Raw genomic sequence first — 17,564 nt, 5'->3', positions numbered from 1 at the left:
CTACCTCTTCTGTGCTGCCGCCGGCACGGCATTGGTTGGCGGCGGCGGCGCGGAGGGCGGCGCCAGGTGCGGCGCAGGCGCAGGCTTGGCGACAGGCTTCTGCCGCGCCGGGAGCGTAGGCATCAGGCCCGGGGATTCGTCATGGCTGTCCTCCTGCGCGTGCTCGGCGGCGGCGCGCTCGCGTTCCACGGCGGCAACGTCTTCGGGGCTCAGCTCTTCGAGCGGCACGAGCATGTCCGCGTCTTCCTTCGGCACCTTGGTGGTTTCCTTTTCCGTCGGGCGTTTGCCGAGAATCCAGTAGTCGAGAACCTTGCGGGCGATCGGGGCCGCCACAGCGGCGCCGAAACCGGCGTTCTCCACCACCATCGCCAATACGATGCGCGGCTTGTCCGCTGGAGCGAAGGCCGAGAACAGCGAATTGTCGCGCAGGCGTTCGGCCAGCGTCGAGGCATTGTATTTTTCGTTGGCCTTGATGCCGACCACCTGCGCCGTACCCGTCTTGCCGCCCACGGTGTAGCCGGTGTTCTGGAAGGCGCGGAAGGCCGTGCCTCCCGGTTCGCTCGTTACGCCCACCATGGCGTTCTTGATGAAGTCGATGTTCTCCTGCTTCAGCGGGATGCGGTAGCTCTCCTTCGGCACCGTGAGCTTGCGCGCGCGCGTTCCGCCGTCCTCGATGATCTTCACCAGGTGGGGCTTCATCACAATGCCGTTGTTGGCCAGGTTGGCCATGGCGTGCGCAATCTGCAAGGGCGTATAGCTGTTGTAGCCGGAGCCGTTGCTGACGGAGATGGTGTCGCCGCCCACCCATTTGCCCGCCTGCGGATTCTTCTTGTAGCGGTTGCGCTTCCATTCCTGGGAAGGCAGCACGCCGGTCTTCTCGTTTTCCAGGTCGATGCCTGTCTTCTGGCCGAAGCCGAAAGGCTTCATGAAGTCGTGGATCGAATCGATCCCCATGTCGCGGCCCAGCTGGTAGTAGTAGGTATTGCAGGACACGACGATGGATTTGCGCATGTCCACCATGCCGTGGCCGCCCACCACGTCGTCGCGGAACTTGTGGCTGCCCAGGTACATATAGCCCGGATCGGCGATGGCCTGGCTCGGCGTGCGCTTGCCCAGTTCCAGCGCGGCCAGCGCCATGAAGGGCTTGAAGGTGGACCCCGGTGCGTAGGTGCCGGACAGCGGGCGGTTCACCATGGGCTTGTCGAGCGAGGTATTGAGTTCGTTCCAGCTCTGGGAGTCGATGCCGTCCACAAAGAGGTTGGGGTCGTAGCCGGGGCGGGAGACGTAGGCCAGCACATCGCCGGTCTCGGGTTCGATGGCCACCAGCGCGCCGCGCCATTCGCCGAAGGCTTCCTCGGCGATCTTCTGCAGCTCGATGTCGATGGAGAGAATGAGGTTGCTGCCCGGCGTGGCGGGAGTGCGCGACAGGGTGCGGATGGCGCGCCCGCCTGCCGACACTTCCACCTCCTCGTAGCCCGTGATGCCGTGCAGCTGGCGCTCGTAGCTCTTCTCCAGGCCCTCCTTGCCGATGTAGTCGGTGCCGTTGTAGTTGGCTGCATCTTCGCTCGCTTCCAGGGTCTTCGCTTCGCTCTGGTTGATGCGGCCGATATAGCCGATCACGTGCGAGGCCGTTTCGCCCAGCGGATACTGGCGGAACAGGCGCGCCTGCACCTCCACGCCGGGGAAGCGGAAGCGGTTGGCCGTGAAGCGCGCCACTTCCTCGTCGCTCAGGCGGGTGCGCAGCGGAACGCTGGCGAAGTTCTTGGATTCTTCCAGCAGCTTCTTGAAACGGCGGCGGTCCTTGGGCGTGACTTCGACCAGGGTTGCCAACTGGTCGATGGCCTCCTCCAGCGGCACGCGCAGCTTGCTCGGCGTGATCTCCAGCGTGTAAGCGGAATAGTTGCGGGCCAGGACCACGCCGTTGCGGTCCAGGATCAGGCCCCGGTTGGGCTGCACCGGCACCACGGCGATGCGGTTGTCCTCGGCCTGGGCGGCATAGTCGCTGTGCTTGACGATCTGCAGCCACACAAAGCGCGCCAGCAGCAGGGCGAAGCAGATGAACACCAGCGCGCCGAGCACGGTCAGGCGCAGGCGGAACAGATGCAGTTCCCGTTCGTTGTTCTTCAGTTCAGTCATTGCCTTGCTTCGCTCAGATCGGACGCGTGTGGTCTTTGTCGACGGCGCGGCGCTGCGGCGCCAGCAGGATCAGGGTCACCACGGGCCACAGCAGGGCCGCCACGCCGCTTTCGATGAAGTAGAACCAGCCGGGGAACTTGCCGGACACGATGAAGCGCACGGTCAGCTGCACGGCCTGCGCCAGGAGCAGCAGGGGCAGCACGTGCAGGGCCTGGGTCATGATGGGGAACCACTTCACGCGCCGGTGCAGCATGATGGCAAAGTAGGACAGCAGCGTGTAGGCCAGCGCGTTCTCGCCGAACAGCGTGGCGTCGTGCACGTCCATCAGCAGGCCGAGGAAGAAGGCGGTGCCGATGCCCACCTTGCGCGGCTGGTGCACGCCCCAGAACACCAGCACCAGCGCCACGAAGTCCGGCGCGCCGATGAAGCGTCCCCAGGGCAGGAGATTCAGCAGGAATGCCCCCGCCAGGCTGCAGGCGATGAACAGCGGGCTGACAGGGAGCAGGATGTATTGTGGACGGTTCATGGAGATGTCCTTTAGCGCGCCGGTGTCGCAGGAGTGGTAGCCGGGGCGGCCGGGCGCAGGCCCGGGCCCGCTGCGGCGGGAGCGGCAGCCTGCGGCTGCTGTGCCGGACGCAGGCCGGGCGTCGTGTTGGCCGGCGGCTGCGCGGTGGCCGCGCCAGCAGGCGTTGCGGCCGGGGTGGCGGCGCCTTGGCCGGCCGGCGTGGCGCCCGTGGCCGCCGCATCCTTTTTCTTCTTCACCGGCTTCACGGCCTCCTCTTCCGGCGGCCGTGGCGGCATCTCCGGCAGGGACATGAGGATCAGCAGCTGGGTATTGCGCTCGATGCCCGCCAGCGGCTGGCAGACAACCCGGCCGAAGGCGCCGTTGGCGTTGCTCTCCACCTGGATCACGCGCGCCACCGCCAGCCCGGCCGGGTAGACGCCGTCGATGCCGGAGGTGATGAGGATGTCGCCCACCTGCACATCCGCATTCGGCGCCATGAAGCGCAGGTCCAGCGTGCCCGCCTGGCCGCGGCCGTAGGCAATGCTGCGCAGGCCGTTGCGCAGCACCTGCACGGGAATGGCCTGCTCCTTGTCGGTCAGCAGGGTCACTTCGGAAGTGAAGGGGAAGACGCGGGTCACCTGCCCCACCACGCCCTGGTTGTCGATCACGGGCAGGCCGAGCGTCACGCCCTGCTGGGTGCCCCGGTCGAGAATGATCTTGCGGGTGAAGACGTCACGCGCGTCGTAGAGGATTTCGGCCAGCATGGTCTTGCCCGGCACGCGCTCGCGCGCATCGAGCAGCTTGCGCAGCTGGTTGTTCTCGGCCTGGTGCTGGGCCGCCTGCTGCACGGTCTGCGCCACGGCAATCTGCTGGCGTTTGAGTTCCTGCACCTGCTTCTCCAGCGAGGAGAGCGAGGAAAAGTACTCGCTCATGCCCACCAGCGCATCGCGCGGCAGCAGGGCCACCATCTGCACCGGATAGAGCACCGTGCCCACCACCTGGCGCGCCACGGCAAGCGCGCCCACGCGCGAGTCCAGCAGCAGCAGTGCCACCGAGATCAGTGCAAAGACGATCATCTTGGCGCGGGCGGACGCGCCTTGCTTGAAGAGTGGCGGAGGACTGTATTCCATAAACCCAATGAAGAAGGGCGGCCCGCGCCGCCCTTTCTAGCTGCTTATTCGTAGGAGAAGATGGACCCCAGTTGATCCATGCGCTCCAGCGCCATCCCGGAGCCGCGCACCACGCAGGTGAGCGGATCTTCCGCCACCAGCACCGGCAGGCCGGTCTCCTCCATCAGCAGGCGGTCCAGGTCGCGCAGCAGCGCGCCGCCGCCCGTCAGCATCATGCCTTTTTCGGCGATGTCCGCGCCCAGTTCCGGCGGGGTCTGTTCCAGCGCGTTCTTGACGGCGGAAACGATGTTGTTCAGCGGGTCGGTCAGCGCTTCGAGGATCTCGTTGGACGAGATGGTGAAGGAGCGCGGAATGCCCTCGGACAGGTTGCGGCCCTTCACTTCCATTTCCTTGACTTCGGAGCCGGGGAAGGCGGAGCCGATGGCCTTCTTGATCGCCTCGGCGGTCTGCTCGCCGATCAGCATGCCGTAGTTGCGGCGGATGTAGTTGACGATGGCTTCATCGAACTTGTCGCCGCCCACGCGCACGGAGCCCTTGTACACCATGCCGCCCAGGGAGATGATGCCCACCTCCGTGGTGCCGCCGCCGATGTCCACCACCATGGAGCCGGTGGCGTCCGATACCGGCAGGCCGGCGCCGATGGCCGCCGCCATCGGCTCTTCGATCAGGTAGACCTGGGAAGCGCCCGCGCCCAGCGCGGATTCGCGGATCGCGCGGCGTTCCACCTGGGTCGAGCCGCAGGGCACGCAGATGATGATGCGCGGGGAAGGACGGAAGAACTTGGAGTCGTGCACCATGCGGATGAACTGCTTGAGCATCTGCTCGGTGACCGTGAAGTCGGCGATCACGCCATCCTTCATGGGGCGGATGGCTTCGATATTGCCTGGCACCTTGCCCAGCATCTGCTTGGCTTCCTTGCCGACGGCCTGGATGGTTTTCTTGCCATTCGGGCCGCCTTCCTGGCGGATCGCCACGACCGAGGGTTCATCGAGGACGATGCCGGAGCCGCGAACGTAAATGAGGGTGTTTGCCGTGCCAAGGTCGATGGCGAGATCGGACGAGATGTACCTGCGTAGAAAACCGAACATGAGTATCCTGTAGCGCTATGCCCGCGCACGGGCGCGTGGTTAAAGTATCCTGTACAGAAGCGGTGGCGCGGGCCTTCGGCGCCAGCAACGCATCAACCCGCCATTCTACCTTATAATTTGCGGGCTATTTGCCGAATATCACCCCAAATGTGCAAGCGCGCAACCACTATTTTGCGGGGCATTGGCAGGTTTTTAAGCGCCAGATAGCCGAATTTGCAAATCATTTGTCATTACAATAACCATAGCGCGCGGCCAGCCCGCGCCCCCAAGCCATGTCCCTTACCTTATCCGACGTAAAACGCATCGCCCAACTGGCCCAGCTGGAGATGGACGAGGCCCATTCCGCCGCCATGCTGGAGAAGCTGAACGGCATCTTCGCCCTGGCCGAGCAGATGCAGGCCGTCGATACCGAAGGCGTCGCGCCGCTGAGCCATCCCCTGGCCGCCCACATGCAGGTTGCCCTGCGCCTGCGCGAAGACCTGCCGACGGAACCGAACCGCCGCGAGGACTACCAGAAGGTGGCGCCGAAAACCGAGGACGGCCTGTACCTGGTGCCGAAAGTGATCGAGTGAGCGCCCGCCTCCCCTTGATCTTTCGCCAACCGAACCGAATCTGAAGCTTATGCACACCAAGACCATCAAAGAGCTGTCCGCGCTGCTGCAATCGAAGCAGGTCAGCGCCACCGAGCTGGCCACCCTCTTCCTCGACCGCATCGAGAAGAGCGACCTGAACGCCTTCCTGCACGTGGACCGCGCCCTCACGCTGGCGCAGGCCGCCGAAGCGGACCAGCGCCTCGCCAACGGCAGCGCCACGCCGCTGACCGGCGTGCCCATCGCGCACAAGGATATCTTCGTCACCAGGGGCTGGCGTTCGACCGCCGGTTCCAAAATGCTGGCCAATTACGTGAGCCCCTTCGACGCCACCGTCGTGAGCAGGATGCAGGACGCGGGCATGGTCACGCTGGGCAAGCTCAATTGCGACGAATTCGCCATGGGCTCTTCCAACGAGAACTCGGCCTTCGGCCCCGTGAAGAACCCCTGGGACAAGGCGGCGATTCCCGGCGGCTCCTCAGGCGGCTCGGCCGCGGCCGTGGCCGCGCGCCTGGCGCCCGGCGTCACCGGCACCGACACGGGCGGCTCCATCCGCCAGCCGGCCTCCTTCTGCGGCATCACCGGCATCAAGCCCACTTACGGCCGCGCCTCGCGCTTCGGCATGATCGCCTTCGCCTCCTCCCTGGACCAGGCAGGCCCCATGGCCCAGACGGCCGAAGACTGCGCCATGCTGCTGAATGCCATGACCGGCTTCGACGAGCGCGATGCCACCAGCCTCACGCCCGAACAGGGCAATGTGGCGGAGGACTTCACGCGCGACCTGAACAAGCCGCTCACCGGCCTGCGCATCGGAGTGCCGAAGGAATACTTCGGCGAAGGCCTGGCGGCGGACGTGGAGAAGGCCGTGCGCGCCGCGCTGGAGCAGTTCGTGAAGCTGGGCGCCACGCTGGTGGACATCTCCCTGCCCAACACCGCGCTCTCGATTCCGGCCTACTACATGATCGCGCCGGCGGAAGCCTCGTCCAACCTGTCCCGCTTCGACGGCGTGCGCTTCGGCCACCGCGCCAGCGAGTACAAGGACCTGGGCGACATGTACCGCAAGACCCGCGCCGAAGGCTTCGGTCCCGAAGTGCAGCGCCGCATCATGGTGGGCACCTATGTGCTGTGCCACGGCTACTACGACGCCTACTACCTGAAGGCCCAGCGCATCCGCCGCAAGATCGCCGACGATTTCGCGGCCGTGCTGAGCGGCCCGAATGCCGTGTGCGACGTGATCATGGGCCCCGTGGCCCCCACCGTGGCCTGGGACCTGGGCTCGAAGGCGGACGACCCGGTGGCGAACTACCTGGCCGACATCTTCACCCTCTCCACCAGCCTGGCGGGCCTGCCGGGCATGTCGATTCCCGTCGGCTTCGGCGAAGGCGAGAAGAACGGCAAGCGCCCCGTGGGCCTGCAGATCATCGGCAACTACTTCAACGAAGCGAAGCTGCTGAACATCGCCCACCAGTACCAGCAAGCCACCGACTGGCACCAGCGCGCGCCGCAGGGCATCTGAGAAGAACAAAGGAAAAACTATGGAATGGGAAGTCGTTATCGGTCTTGAGAACCACGTTCAGCTCACGACCGACTCCAAAATCTTCAGCGGTTCGCCGACCAAATTCGGCGCCGAGCCGAACACCCAGGCCAGCCCGGTGGACCTGGCCCTGCCCGGCGTGCTGCCGGTGATGAACAAGCAGGCCGTCGACCGCGCCATCCGCTTCGGCCTGGCCGTGGGCGCGAAGATCGCGCCGCAGTCGGTGTTCGCGCGCAAGAACTACTTCTACCCCGACCTGCCGAAGGGCTACCAGATCAGCCAGTTCGAGGACCCGGTCGTGCAGGGCGGCTCGCTCACCTTCGGCTACGAGAAGGACGGCAAGTTCGTCACCAAGACCGTGAACCTGACCCGCGCCCACCTGGAAGAGGATGCGGGCAAGTCGCTGCACGAGGACTACCACGGCATGTCCGGCATCGACCTGAACCGCGCGGGCACGCCGCTGCTGGAGATCGTGTCCGAGCCGGAGATCCGCAGCGCGCAGGAAGCCGTGGCCTACGCCAAGGCCCTGCACGGCCTGGTGGTATGGCTTGGCATCTGCGACGGCAATATGCAGGAAGGCTCCTTCCGCTGCGACGTGAACGTGTCCGTGCGCCCGAAGGGCCAGGCGGAGTTCGGCACCCGCTGCGAGATCAAGAACCTGAACTCCTTCCGCTTCATCGAGGAAGCCGTGAACATCGAAGTGCGCCGCCAGATCGAACTGATCGAAGACGGCGGCAAGGTGGTGCAGGCCACCCGCCTCTACGATCCGGACAAGAAGGAAACCCGCTCCATGCGCAGCAAGGAAGACGCGCAGGATTACCGCTACTTCCCCGACCCCGACCTGCCGCCGCTGGCCATTTCGCAGGAGTGGATCGAGCGCGTGAAGGCCGACATGCCCGAGCTGCCCGCCGTGATGCGCGCCCGCTTCATCGAGCAGTACAAGCTGCCCGAGTACGACGCGCTGGTTCTCACCTCCTCCAAGGCCATGGCCCAGTACTTCGAAGCCGTGGTGGCCAAGGCGGGCCAGGAGAACGCGAAGGCCGCCGCCAACTGGCTGATGGGCGACGTGTCCTCCACCCTGAACCGCAACGACGTGGACATCGCCGACGCGCCGGTGAAGCCTGCGCAGCTGGCGGGCATGCTGAAGCGCATCGCCGACGGCACCATCTCCAACAAGATCGCCAAGGAAGTCTTCGGCGCCATGTGGGAAGCGAATGCGGACGACGAGAACCTGGTCGATGCCATCATCGAGCAGAAGGGCCTGAAGCAGATTTCCGATACCGGCGCGCTGGAAGCCATCGTCAACGAAGTGATCGCGGCCAACGAGAAGTCTGTGGAGCAGTACCGCGCGGGCAAGGAAGCGGCGATCAACGCGCTGATCGGCCAGGCAATGAAGGCTTCGAAGGGCAAGGCCAACCCGGCCCAGCTGACCGAGCTGCTGAAGAAGAAACTGGCGGCTTGATGATGAAGGACGCTTCGGCGTCCTTTTTTTTCGCGGAGAACGGATGAAACCACTGCGTTTGCTGACGGCGGGCGTCATCGCCGCCCTGGCGCTGCCCGCATCCGGCGCGGGGCCGAAGGAAAAATACTTCTCCCACCACGATTGGGAACTGGCGTGCGACAACACGCGCTCCTGCCGCGCGGCAGGCTACAGCCCGGAAGGCACGGACGGTGCGGGCATGTCCGTGCTCCTGGAGCGGAACGCCGGCGCGGCGCAGCCGGTGCGCGCCACCGTCCAACTCAGCACTACCGACGAAACCTTCGCGCAGCCCGCCAGCATCGCGATGTACATCAATGGTCACGCGCTCGGCACGGTGCAGCTCAGCGCCGAAAGCGCCACGGGCAGCCTGTCGCCGGGCCAGACGGAAGCGCTGATCGCGGCCCTGCGCAAGGACAGCAAACTGGAATGGCGCGGCAGTGGCAGCACCTGGTCCCTGTCCGGCAAGGGAGCCACTGCGATGCTACTGAAGATGGACGACCTGCAAGGCCGTCTTGGCACGCCGGGCGCGCTGGTGCGAAAAGGCGGCAAGCCCGAAACCGGGGTGCTGTCCGCGTTGCCCGCGCCAGTGGTGGAGGCGGCGCCCGTCGCCACGGCCGGTGTGAAGTTCCCGCCCGCGCAGCAAGACACACTGCGCAAACTGCTGCGCAGGACAGTGAAAGAGGGAGAATGCGAGCTGCTGGGCGAAAGCGATATCGAAGCATGGCGGCTCGGTGCGGACAGGCTGCTGGTATCCGCCGTCTGCTGGCGCGGCGCGTATAACGAAGGCAGCGGCTACTGGGTCATCAACAGCAAGGCGCCCTATGCGCCGGTCCTGGTCACGGATCTCGGCACGGGCTACGCCGATGGGGTTATTTCGGCCTCGCACCGCGGCCGCGGCCTGGGCGACTGCCGCTCGATGGACGACTGGACCTGGGACGGCATGCGTTTCGTCCATACCCTGCAGGCCACCACCGGCATGTGCCGCATGGTCGCGCTGGGCGGCGCGTGGGAGCTGCCCACCCTTACCGCCGAGGTGCGGCGCGGCGCGCGCTGATCAGTTAGTGATGCTGAGCGAAATGCCCATATTGACCAGCAAGGTCAGATCGGCAATGGTGAAGTCCAGGCTGACGGAGCCCGTTTCCTCATTATCGTTGGTAAAGGCCACGCGCAGTTCGGCGGCCAGGCGCGGCACGTCGAAGGTCACACCGCGCGCCTCGCATTCGTGCAACCAGGCGCGGATCTGCTTCAGCAGCTCCGTGGTGTCCTGCTCCGTCGCCAGGCTGACGTAGAAGCCCGAGTCGATGCGCACGCGGCCGTCCGGCCGCACATCGCCCTTCTGCCAAATATGCTCCGGCTCGCTGGGCAGGCCGTCCTTCACGTCCGCCAGCGCCGCTTCGTCTCCGTACACCTTCAAGGATGCGATATTCATTGTTGCCCCATTTCTGAGAATGTTGTAGCAAAGCAATGCCAGTCTAGCACAGACTAACTGTCAGGCAACCCCATACTGCTGGCGGTAGGCGGCCACGGCCTCCTTGTACTGCGCCAGGCGCGGGTCGGCCGACAGATAAGTGAACAGATCGTCCAAGTTGCCGATGGAAATGACGGGGATGCCGTAGTTCCGGCTCACTTCCTGCACGGCGGACAGCGGCGAGAGCTGGCTGTCCTTGCCGCCCCGCTCCATGCGGTCCAGCGCGATCAGCACGGCGCAGGGTTCGGCGCCGGCGGAGCGGATCATCTCGACCGATTCGCGCACCGAGGTGCCCGCCGAGATCACGTCGTCGATGATGACGACCTTGCCCTGCAGCCTGGCGCCCACCAGGGTGCCGCCCTCGCCGTGATCCTTGGCTTCCTTGCGGTTGTAGGCGAAGGAAGTGTTGCGGCCCTTGCCCGCCAGCGCCATCGCCGTGGCGGAGGCCAGGGTGATGCCCTTGTAGGCCGGACCGAACAGCATGTCGAACTGCACGCCTGAGTCGAGCAGGGTTTGCGCATAGAACTGCGACAGCTGCGCCAGGGTAGCGCCGTCGTGGAACAGCCCCGCATTGAAGAAATAGGGCGATTGCCGTCCTGCTTTGGTCGTAAACTCGCCAAATTTCAACACTCCCGCGGAAACGGAAAACGCGATAAACTCTTGCCGCAAATTGCTCATATTGCCCCGTCCAAAGTTCGAATTCCCTCTATTTTAAGCCTTCCCTATGCCAAAGATCATCTCCGCCAACCTGAATGGCATCCGCTCCGCCGCCAAAAAGGGCTTTTTCAACTGGATGGGCAAGCAGGACGCCGACTTTATCTGCGTCCAGGAGCTGAAGGCCCAGGCGGGCGACATGACCGAGGAGTTCCTGAATCCCCACGGCTACCACGGCCACTTCCACTACGCCGAGAAGAAGGGCTACTCGGGTACTGGCATTTATAGCAAGCATGCGCCGGACACCGTGAAGATCGGTTTCGGCAGCCCCGAATTCGATGCCGAAGGCCGCTACGTGCGCGCCGACTACGGCGACCTGACGGTGATCTCCGTCTACTGCCCTTCCGGCTCCTCCTCGCCGGAGCGCCAGGAAGCCAAATTCCGTTTCATGGCCCTCTTCCTGCCCCACCTCATGGAGCTGCGCGCCGAGGGCCGCGAGCTGGTGATCTGCGGCGACTGGAATATCGCCCACAAGGAGATCGACCTGAAGAACTGGAAGGGCAATATGAAGAATTCCGGCTTCCTGCCGGAGGAACGCGCCTGGATGACGAAGATCTTCGACGAAGTCGGCTTCGTGGACGTGCACCGCGGCCTGGTGCCGAACGAGGCCCAATACACCTGGTGGAGCAACCGCGGCCAGGCCTATGCGAAGGACGTGGGCTGGCGCATCGACTACCACGTGGCCACGCCGGGCGTGGCGAGCTTCGCGAAGACGGTTTCGGTCTACAAGGAAGAGCGCTTCAGCGACCATGCTCCCCTCATCATCGAGTATCTTCGTTAATCTTCAGCCAACGTTGCTTATCGCGATTACATAATCGCGACAGTTTCCTGACATTTCTCGTAGGCAAACCCGATGGTCCCTCGCTATGATGGGACTATCGTCCTGCTATTCTCCGGAGCCTCCCCATGTCCCTCGATACGACTCGCCCCACGCTCAGCGCGGCGGGCAACAATGCCACTGGCGTTTCGGTATCGGCGCCGATCGAATTCACCTTCAGCGAAGCGGTCGTTGCGGGCACGGGCTATATCACCATCACCGACGGCTACTCCCAGGTCTACCGGGGACGCGACGGCCTCATGCACACGCGCATCGTGGGCGACAGCGACACGCGCATCCTCAGCATCAGCGACCCGCAGGTCAGCATCTCGGGCGACAAGATCGTGGTCACCCTCAGCACGCCCCTGGCGGTCAGCACCAGCTACCACGTCATGATGGACCAGGGCGTGGTGCGCGACCCGGCAGGAAACATCTTCGCGGGCATCGGCAACACCGGCTACCGCGCCTTCACCACCAGCAGCACGCCGCCGGCCGGTCCCACGGCCACCGTGAACGCGGGCATCAGCTTCGACAACGACGACGGCAAAAGCAGCACCGACGGCTACGTAAGCGATGCCACCCAGATCGTCAGCGGCACCTTCAGCGGCACGCTGGGCAGCAACACCATCGAAGTGAGCGTGGACGATGGCAACAGCTGGCACACGGCCACCGTCAGCGGCAGCAGCTGGAGCTACAACGCCACGCTGGAAGAAGGCGACTGGCATGTGATCGCCCGCGTCACCGACGGCACGGCGCACAGCACGGAACGCAGCCAGCTGTACACCCTGGACCTGCAGGCGCCTTCCGTCAGCAGCGTCAGCGGCATCACGCTGGATCTGAAAGCCGAGTGCGACCTGGGCGCCAGCAGCAGCGACAACCTCACCAACGACGTAACGCCAACCGTGCGCATTAACGTCAGCGGTGGTGTGCAAGGGCTGAAGCGCGGCGACACCATCGAGATCATCGACAGCAACCACGGCAATGCCGTACTGGGCTATTACACCATCGAGAACGCGGACATCGACTCCTACGGCCACCTGCTCGGCGGCTACCGCGATGTCGCGCTCGACGACAGCAGCCTGGCCGACGGCATGCATGCCCTCAAGGCGCGCGTGGGCGATCTGGCAGGCCACACGGCCACGGCGGCCGGCCCGGCGCTGAACGTGACGATCGATACCAGCGCCGCGGCGCTGAGCTCGGCAACGCCTGCCAGCGGGGCCACCACCGTGGGCACCAACCTGGCCAAGATCACGCTGCAATTCGGCGAGGACATGGACATCGACACCACCACTGCCTTCACCCTGGTGGACGACGGCCTTACCGACCTGCGCGACTTCGACGGCGAGTCCCTGCCCGCCGAGTTCCATTACAACAGCACCACGCACAAGCTGGACATCTTCGTCTCCAGCGCCCTGCTCGCCTCCACCCACTACACCCTGAAGGCGGCCGCTCCCCTCACGGACGCGGCAGGCAACGTGCTGTGGAACAGCGGCGACGCCGTGCTCGGCTTCAGCACCACCGGCGGCGGCGCCATCGTGAGCGACCCGACCATGAGCTTCACCGACACCGGCATTTCGGCCAGCGACGGCATCACCCACGACCACCTGTTCAGCATCGGCCTGCCCGGCGGCGCCGCATGGCGCTATTCCGTGGATGGCGGCAGCAACTGGACCTGGGTGCTGGACGGGAGCACCACCCTGGACCTGGCGGACGGTACCTATGCCGTGGGCAAGATCCAGGTCCAGCAGGTGACGGCGGCCAACCAGTACAGCGCCATCATCAGCAACACCCAGGCCATCACGGTCGACACCTCGGCGCCCAGCGCCGTTATCGATTACGCGGGTATTGCCAGCTTCCTCGGCACCGGCACGCCGGTGGCCATCACGGATATCCTGCTGACCGGCACTGTGACGGGCGCGGACGTTCAGTACACCCTGGACGAAGGCGCCACCTGGGCCACGGCCACCCCGAATGCCGGCCACGACACCTGGAGCTTCAACGCCACCCTCAGCGCGGGCGGCTATGTCGGCCTGCGCGTTGCCGATACGGCGGGCAACGTAGCCGCCAGCACGGGCGTGACGGGCGTTTCCGGGGCCCACACCGTCTACGTCGGCGACAGCGCAGGCGGAGCCACCTTCGTCAGCGACAGCAACACGGTCCTGTTTGGCAACGACGGCGGCGACATCGTGTCCAGCGCCACCGGCCAGTTCCTCTACCTGAACGGCGGCAGCGGCGACGATACCTTGCGCATTACCGGCAGCGGCCTTGCCACCCTGGACGCCGCAGACTGGATGGGCGAACTTGTCAATTTTGAACGAATCAACCTCGGCAACAACGGCAACACGCTGAAAATCCAGAATGCCGCCAGCGTGCTGGCGATCACCGGGGGCGGCGCCGAGCTCTACATCGACGGCGGCCTGACCGATCACCTCGACCTGGGCACAGGGTACTGGAATTTCACCGTCGACCTGCTGCACCCGGGCTACCTGACGCTGCAGGCGGGCGGCGCCACCCTGCACATCGACGCGACGGTCGCCCTGATTGGCACCTATCTGGGAGGACTGGCCTGAAACCCGCTCCTGGCCTGGGTTTGGCCGTCCGCCCGAAGCAACAATTGGGTAAATTGTCCTTTCCAAAAAGAAAATAGCTCTGCATTTTTTGATATCATGATGGCTCGCAATAAATCCTTCCCGGAGTCATCATCATGGCCGATTCTTCGCCTCCTATCCTGAGCACCAGCCTGCCTGTTGCCATCACCATGGCAGCCAACGGCAATATCGAGCTGTTGTTCAATGAAGCGGTCCGCCTCGGCGGAGGCAAGATCTTCATCACGGACGGCGTGAGCCAGACCTACCGGGCGCGCGACGGCAGCTACGCCACGCGCATTGTCGGCGCAACCGATACACGCGAGCTGGACGCTTCCGAGCTGTTCTTCAAGGAGGGGAATACCAAGCTCGTCATCAACCCGGCCAGCAACCTGGACCTGGGCGCCACCTACCACCTCTACATGGAAGGCGCGGCCATTACGGACATGGCCGGAAACGTTTTCGCCGGGCTGCGCACCACGGCCGGCACGAGCTTCACCACGCCGTTTACCGCGGCCGACGTGGGCGGTCCCCAGGTCGTGTCCATGAGCCTGGACAAGCCCCTGATCGAGAGCGGCGCCAGCGTGAAGCCGACGCTGACCCTGATCTTCGACGAAGCCGTCAACGGCCTGAGCCTGACGGACTTCACCGTGGCGGGCGGCACGCTCAGCAACCTCGTACAGAGCGCCGACGGTCACACCTGGACAGCCACCCTCAACACTACCTATACCGAGAGCTTGGCGGGCAGCATCGTCTTCCAGAAGGACTCCGTGCTGGATGCGCTCGGCAACAGCAGCAAGATCGCGGAAACCATCAAGTTCGGCGCCACAACCGATCTGCATATCACGCTGGACTGGGGCGGCGATACCGGCATCGACAGCGACGATCTGATCACTGGTGAAACGGTTCACAACATCCTGGTCGAGCCTCACATGAGCGTGAACGAAGACGACCAGATGCAGCTGTGGGTGAACGGCAGCTGGCACACGATGAACTGGGTGGAAGAGGAAGGCTTCAACGGCTTCCGGCTTTCGGAAATCGAGCTGAGCGGCACGGGCGCCATCAAGGCCCGCCTCCTGGACCAGTACGGCAACGAACGTGCCTCCACCGAGCGCAGCTACGTCATCGACACGGAAGCGCCGAGCTACTCCGCGGTGGACGCCACGCTGGCCCTGGCTATCGGCAGCGACACGGGCAAGGAGGGTGACAGCACAACCCAGCAGCTGCGGCCCTATATCGAGATCAACCTCGGAACGACCACCGGGCTCAAAGTCGGCGACGTTATCAGCCTCGCCGAGGTGTGGGACTTCGAAGGCGAGTTCATCAATGCCAACTATCCGGTGGTGTCGCACCGCCTTACCGCCGCCGATATTGCGGCAGGCACGCTCCAGGTCCAGTTCCCGGAATACTCGGAACCGCCGGAGGGCGATTTCAGCATCAAGCTGAAGGTGATGGTGAGCGACGTCGCAGGCAACCGGCAGGAAGAAGGCTGGCACAGCAACCAGACGCTTGAACTGAACTTCGACGTGACGCAGGCCCGCTACAACTCCATGTCGCTCAGCCCCGATCTGACCCAGCTGCATCTCCAGTTCAGCGAAAACGTGGATCCCGGCAATTTCCGACTGGTGAAGCTCAGCGACAACAGCTACATCACGCTGACGCCGGCCGACTATTTCATGGACACGGAAGCGCATGTGCTGGTGGTGACGCTTCCCTCGGCCATGACGGCGGGTGCCGCATACCGCCTGGTGAACGAGAGCGGCATCGTCTACGACTATGCTGGCAACTTCACCGCCCTGGACCACATCGACTTCCATGCCTTCCTGCCGATTACGGCTTCGGCCTACAACCTCCAGCTGGGCACCGATACCGGCATTCCGGACGGCCGCACCAGCGTAGCGAACCAGACCCTGCATGGCGACATCGAGGGCGCATTGAACACGGGCGAGTTCGTCGAGGTGTCGCTCGACGGCGGCGAAACCTGGACCCATGCCACCGTCAGCGGCAGTACCTGGAGCCTGAACGTCACCCTGACGGGCGAGCACTACGCGCAGGTACGCGTCAGCAATGGCGAAAGCGCCAATTACGCGACCGAGGCCTATCTGGTGCTCGACACGACGGCGCCTGCGGCGCCCGGCGTGCCGGAACTGGCTTCCAGCAGCGACAGCGGAACGGCCGACGGCATCACCAATCTGCCCGCGCCGACCATCGTTGCGAAAGTGGATGGCATGAGCGGCGTGGAAGAAGGCAGCCGCGTGGAGGTGCTGGACGCCAGCGATCACGTGCTGGGCTATCACATCTTCGACAGCGGCGATTTCGATTACGGCGCGCTGAGCGGCAATCCGGAGATCGTGCTCTCCACGCTGGCCGACGGCACGCACAGCCTGCACACGCGTATTGTGGACGGCGCGGGCAACGTTGGCGCCTCCAGCGGCACCCTGTCGGTGACGATCGATACCTCCGCGCCCGTAGTAGGCGCCGCACCCGCCCTGCTTGCAGAGGACGACAGCGGCATCAGCGACAGCGACGGCGTTACCAACGACAACACCGTCACCGTGCGCGCCAGCCTGGGCACCGTCACTGGCTTCCGGGTCGGCGACGTGATTGAACTGGTCAACGGCAACGGCGCGGCAATCGCATCGCATACCGTGGTTGCGGGCGATTTCACGGCCGGCATCGTGGCGGACCAGGACTTTTCCGTGTTGCTGGGCGCCTACGAGCAGCTTGCCGTGCGCGTGCGCGATGTCGCGGGCAACGTCAGCACTGCGGGCGCCCAGCTCACTGTGATCGTCGATACCACCCCACCCAGCGCCTACCTGGATACCGCTTCCTTCGCTTTCAATTCGAGCACGCATATCGCGTCCATCAACCTTACCGGCGACACGGCGGATACCCATGTGGAGTTCTCCCAGAACGGGGGCGCCAGCTGGTTCCAGGGCACAGGTTCCGGTGCCAACTGGACCTATGACACGGGCGGCGCCATGAGCGTGCTGACGATGCGCGTCGTGGACCTGGCGGGCAACGTTGGCGGCGGAATTCCATCCATGAGTGCGGAGCCGGATGCGATGATCCATATTGCGTCCGACTGGAATGAAATCATTTCTGTAGACAGCTATGCCGCGCTGTTCACGCGTGCCGGCGACGACGTCATCAGCGCGACGACAGCAGGTTTCACCTACCTGGACGGCGGCAGCGGCATCGACACGCTGAACCTGACCGCTGGCGTTACGGTGGTTGCGGCCAACCTGGCAAACAAGATGGTCAACGTCGAGAAGATCCAGCTTTCCGGCGGCGCGGGCAATGTGTTCGACGTTTCCAATGTGGCCGCGGTCCAGACCTTCGGCATGAGCACCCTGTACATCGAAGGTGCGAGCGGTTCCCTCGATATCGGCGGTGCAAGCGCATGGACGCTTGGCCTCGACAACGGCGGCTACCACACCTATTCCGCCAGCGGCGTCACGCTCATGGTGGCCACCACGATCAACATCGTCGGCGTCGCCGGAACAACCTCCTGAGG

General features: G+C 64.6%; 12 protein-coding genes and 1 pseudogene. 7 read left to right on the top strand and 6 right to left on the bottom strand.

From position 1 onward, the window contains the following. Genes mrdA through LSQ66_RS00615 form a run of 4 tightly spaced genes read right to left on the bottom strand, consistent with a single transcriptional unit; the run spans window position 1 to window position 4,859 of the window. Complete coding sequence (mrdA, locus tag LSQ66_RS00630) at window positions 1-2,136, bottom strand: penicillin-binding protein 2 (protein ID WP_231767892.1); 2,136 nt, start codon at window positions 2,134-2,136, stop codon at window positions 1-3. A 13-nt stretch (window positions 2,137-2,149) separates the two neighbouring features. After that, window positions 2,150-2,662: a rod shape-determining protein MreD gene (gene mreD, locus LSQ66_RS00625; protein ID WP_231767891.1), complete on the bottom strand. Its 513-nt coding sequence runs from the start codon at window positions 2,660-2,662 to the stop codon at window positions 2,150-2,152. 11 nt (window positions 2,663-2,673) lie between these two features. Continuing rightward, a complete protein-coding gene (gene mreC, locus LSQ66_RS00620; protein WP_231767890.1) occupies window positions 2,674-3,771 on the bottom strand; it encodes a rod shape-determining protein MreC in 1,098 nt (365 codons plus the stop codon). Window positions 3,772-3,815: 44 nt separating this feature from the next. Then, entirely contained in the window at window positions 3,816-4,859 is a 1,044-nt protein-coding gene (locus LSQ66_RS00615; RefSeq protein ID WP_050409489.1) for a rod shape-determining protein, read from the bottom strand. 272 nt (window positions 4,860-5,131) lie between these two features. Between LSQ66_RS00615 and gatC the strand changes: the two genes are divergently transcribed. The 4 genes and pseudogenes from gatC (at window position 5,132) to LSQ66_RS00595 (ending at window position 9,517) form a co-directional block, all read left to right on the top strand. Then, on the top strand, window positions 5,132-5,431 hold the full coding sequence (gene gatC, locus LSQ66_RS00610) for an Asp-tRNA(Asn)/Glu-tRNA(Gln) amidotransferase subunit GatC (RefSeq protein ID WP_231767889.1): 300 nt from the start codon (window positions 5,132-5,134) through the stop codon (window positions 5,429-5,431). Between the two features lie 49 nt (window positions 5,432-5,480). After that, window positions 5,481-6,965, top strand: a complete 1,485-nt coding sequence (gatA, locus tag LSQ66_RS00605; protein WP_231767888.1) for an Asp-tRNA(Asn)/Glu-tRNA(Gln) amidotransferase subunit GatA — start codon at window positions 5,481-5,483, stop codon at window positions 6,963-6,965. A gap of 16 nt (window positions 6,966-6,981) precedes the next feature. Further along, window positions 6,982-8,445, top strand: a pseudogene (gene gatB, locus LSQ66_RS00600) (Asp-tRNA(Asn)/Glu-tRNA(Gln) amidotransferase subunit GatB); the annotation flags it as partial. Between the two features lie 43 nt (window positions 8,446-8,488). Continuing rightward, complete coding sequence (locus LSQ66_RS00595) at window positions 8,489-9,517, top strand: DUF1176 domain-containing protein (protein WP_231767886.1); 1,029 nt, start codon at window positions 8,489-8,491, stop codon at window positions 9,515-9,517. Here LSQ66_RS00595 and LSQ66_RS00590 read toward each other — a convergent pair whose 3' ends face one another. Together LSQ66_RS00590 and pyrE are read right to left on the bottom strand one after the other, a co-directional pair. Then, the gene (locus LSQ66_RS00590; protein WP_231767885.1) at window positions 9,518-9,892 is read right to left on the bottom strand and encodes a hypothetical protein; all 375 of its coding nucleotides are present in this window, start codon (window positions 9,890-9,892) and stop codon (window positions 9,518-9,520) included. A 60-nt stretch (window positions 9,893-9,952) separates the two neighbouring features. Continuing rightward, complete coding sequence (gene pyrE, locus LSQ66_RS00585; RefSeq protein ID WP_231767884.1) at window positions 9,953-10,609, bottom strand: orotate phosphoribosyltransferase; 657 nt, start codon at window positions 10,607-10,609, stop codon at window positions 9,953-9,955. Window positions 10,610-10,655: 46 nt separating this feature from the next. Between pyrE and LSQ66_RS00580 the strand changes: the two genes are divergently transcribed. From LSQ66_RS00580 to LSQ66_RS00570, 3 genes are all read left to right on the top strand, one after another. Continuing rightward, a complete protein-coding gene (locus LSQ66_RS00580; RefSeq protein WP_231767883.1) occupies window positions 10,656-11,426 on the top strand; it encodes an exodeoxyribonuclease III in 771 nt (256 codons plus the stop codon). A gap of 125 nt (window positions 11,427-11,551) precedes the next feature. Then, complete coding sequence (locus LSQ66_RS00575) at window positions 11,552-14,032, top strand: Ig-like domain-containing protein (protein WP_231767882.1); 2,481 nt, start codon at window positions 11,552-11,554, stop codon at window positions 14,030-14,032. 134 nt (window positions 14,033-14,166) lie between these two features. Next, window positions 14,167-17,562 (top strand): Ig-like domain-containing protein, encoded by a 3,396-nt coding sequence (locus LSQ66_RS00570; RefSeq protein WP_231767881.1) that lies wholly within the window; start codon window positions 14,167-14,169, stop codon window positions 17,560-17,562. The last annotated feature ends 2 nt before the right edge of the window (window positions 17,563-17,564 follow it).

The sequence above is a fragment of the Massilia endophytica genome (assembly GCF_021165955.1).
Classification (GTDB): domain Bacteria; phylum Pseudomonadota; class Gammaproteobacteria; order Burkholderiales; family Burkholderiaceae_D; genus Rugamonas; species Rugamonas endophytica.
The sequence above is the reverse complement of the archived record's forward strand: the minus strand, read 5'-3'. Positions and strand labels throughout refer to the sequence as shown.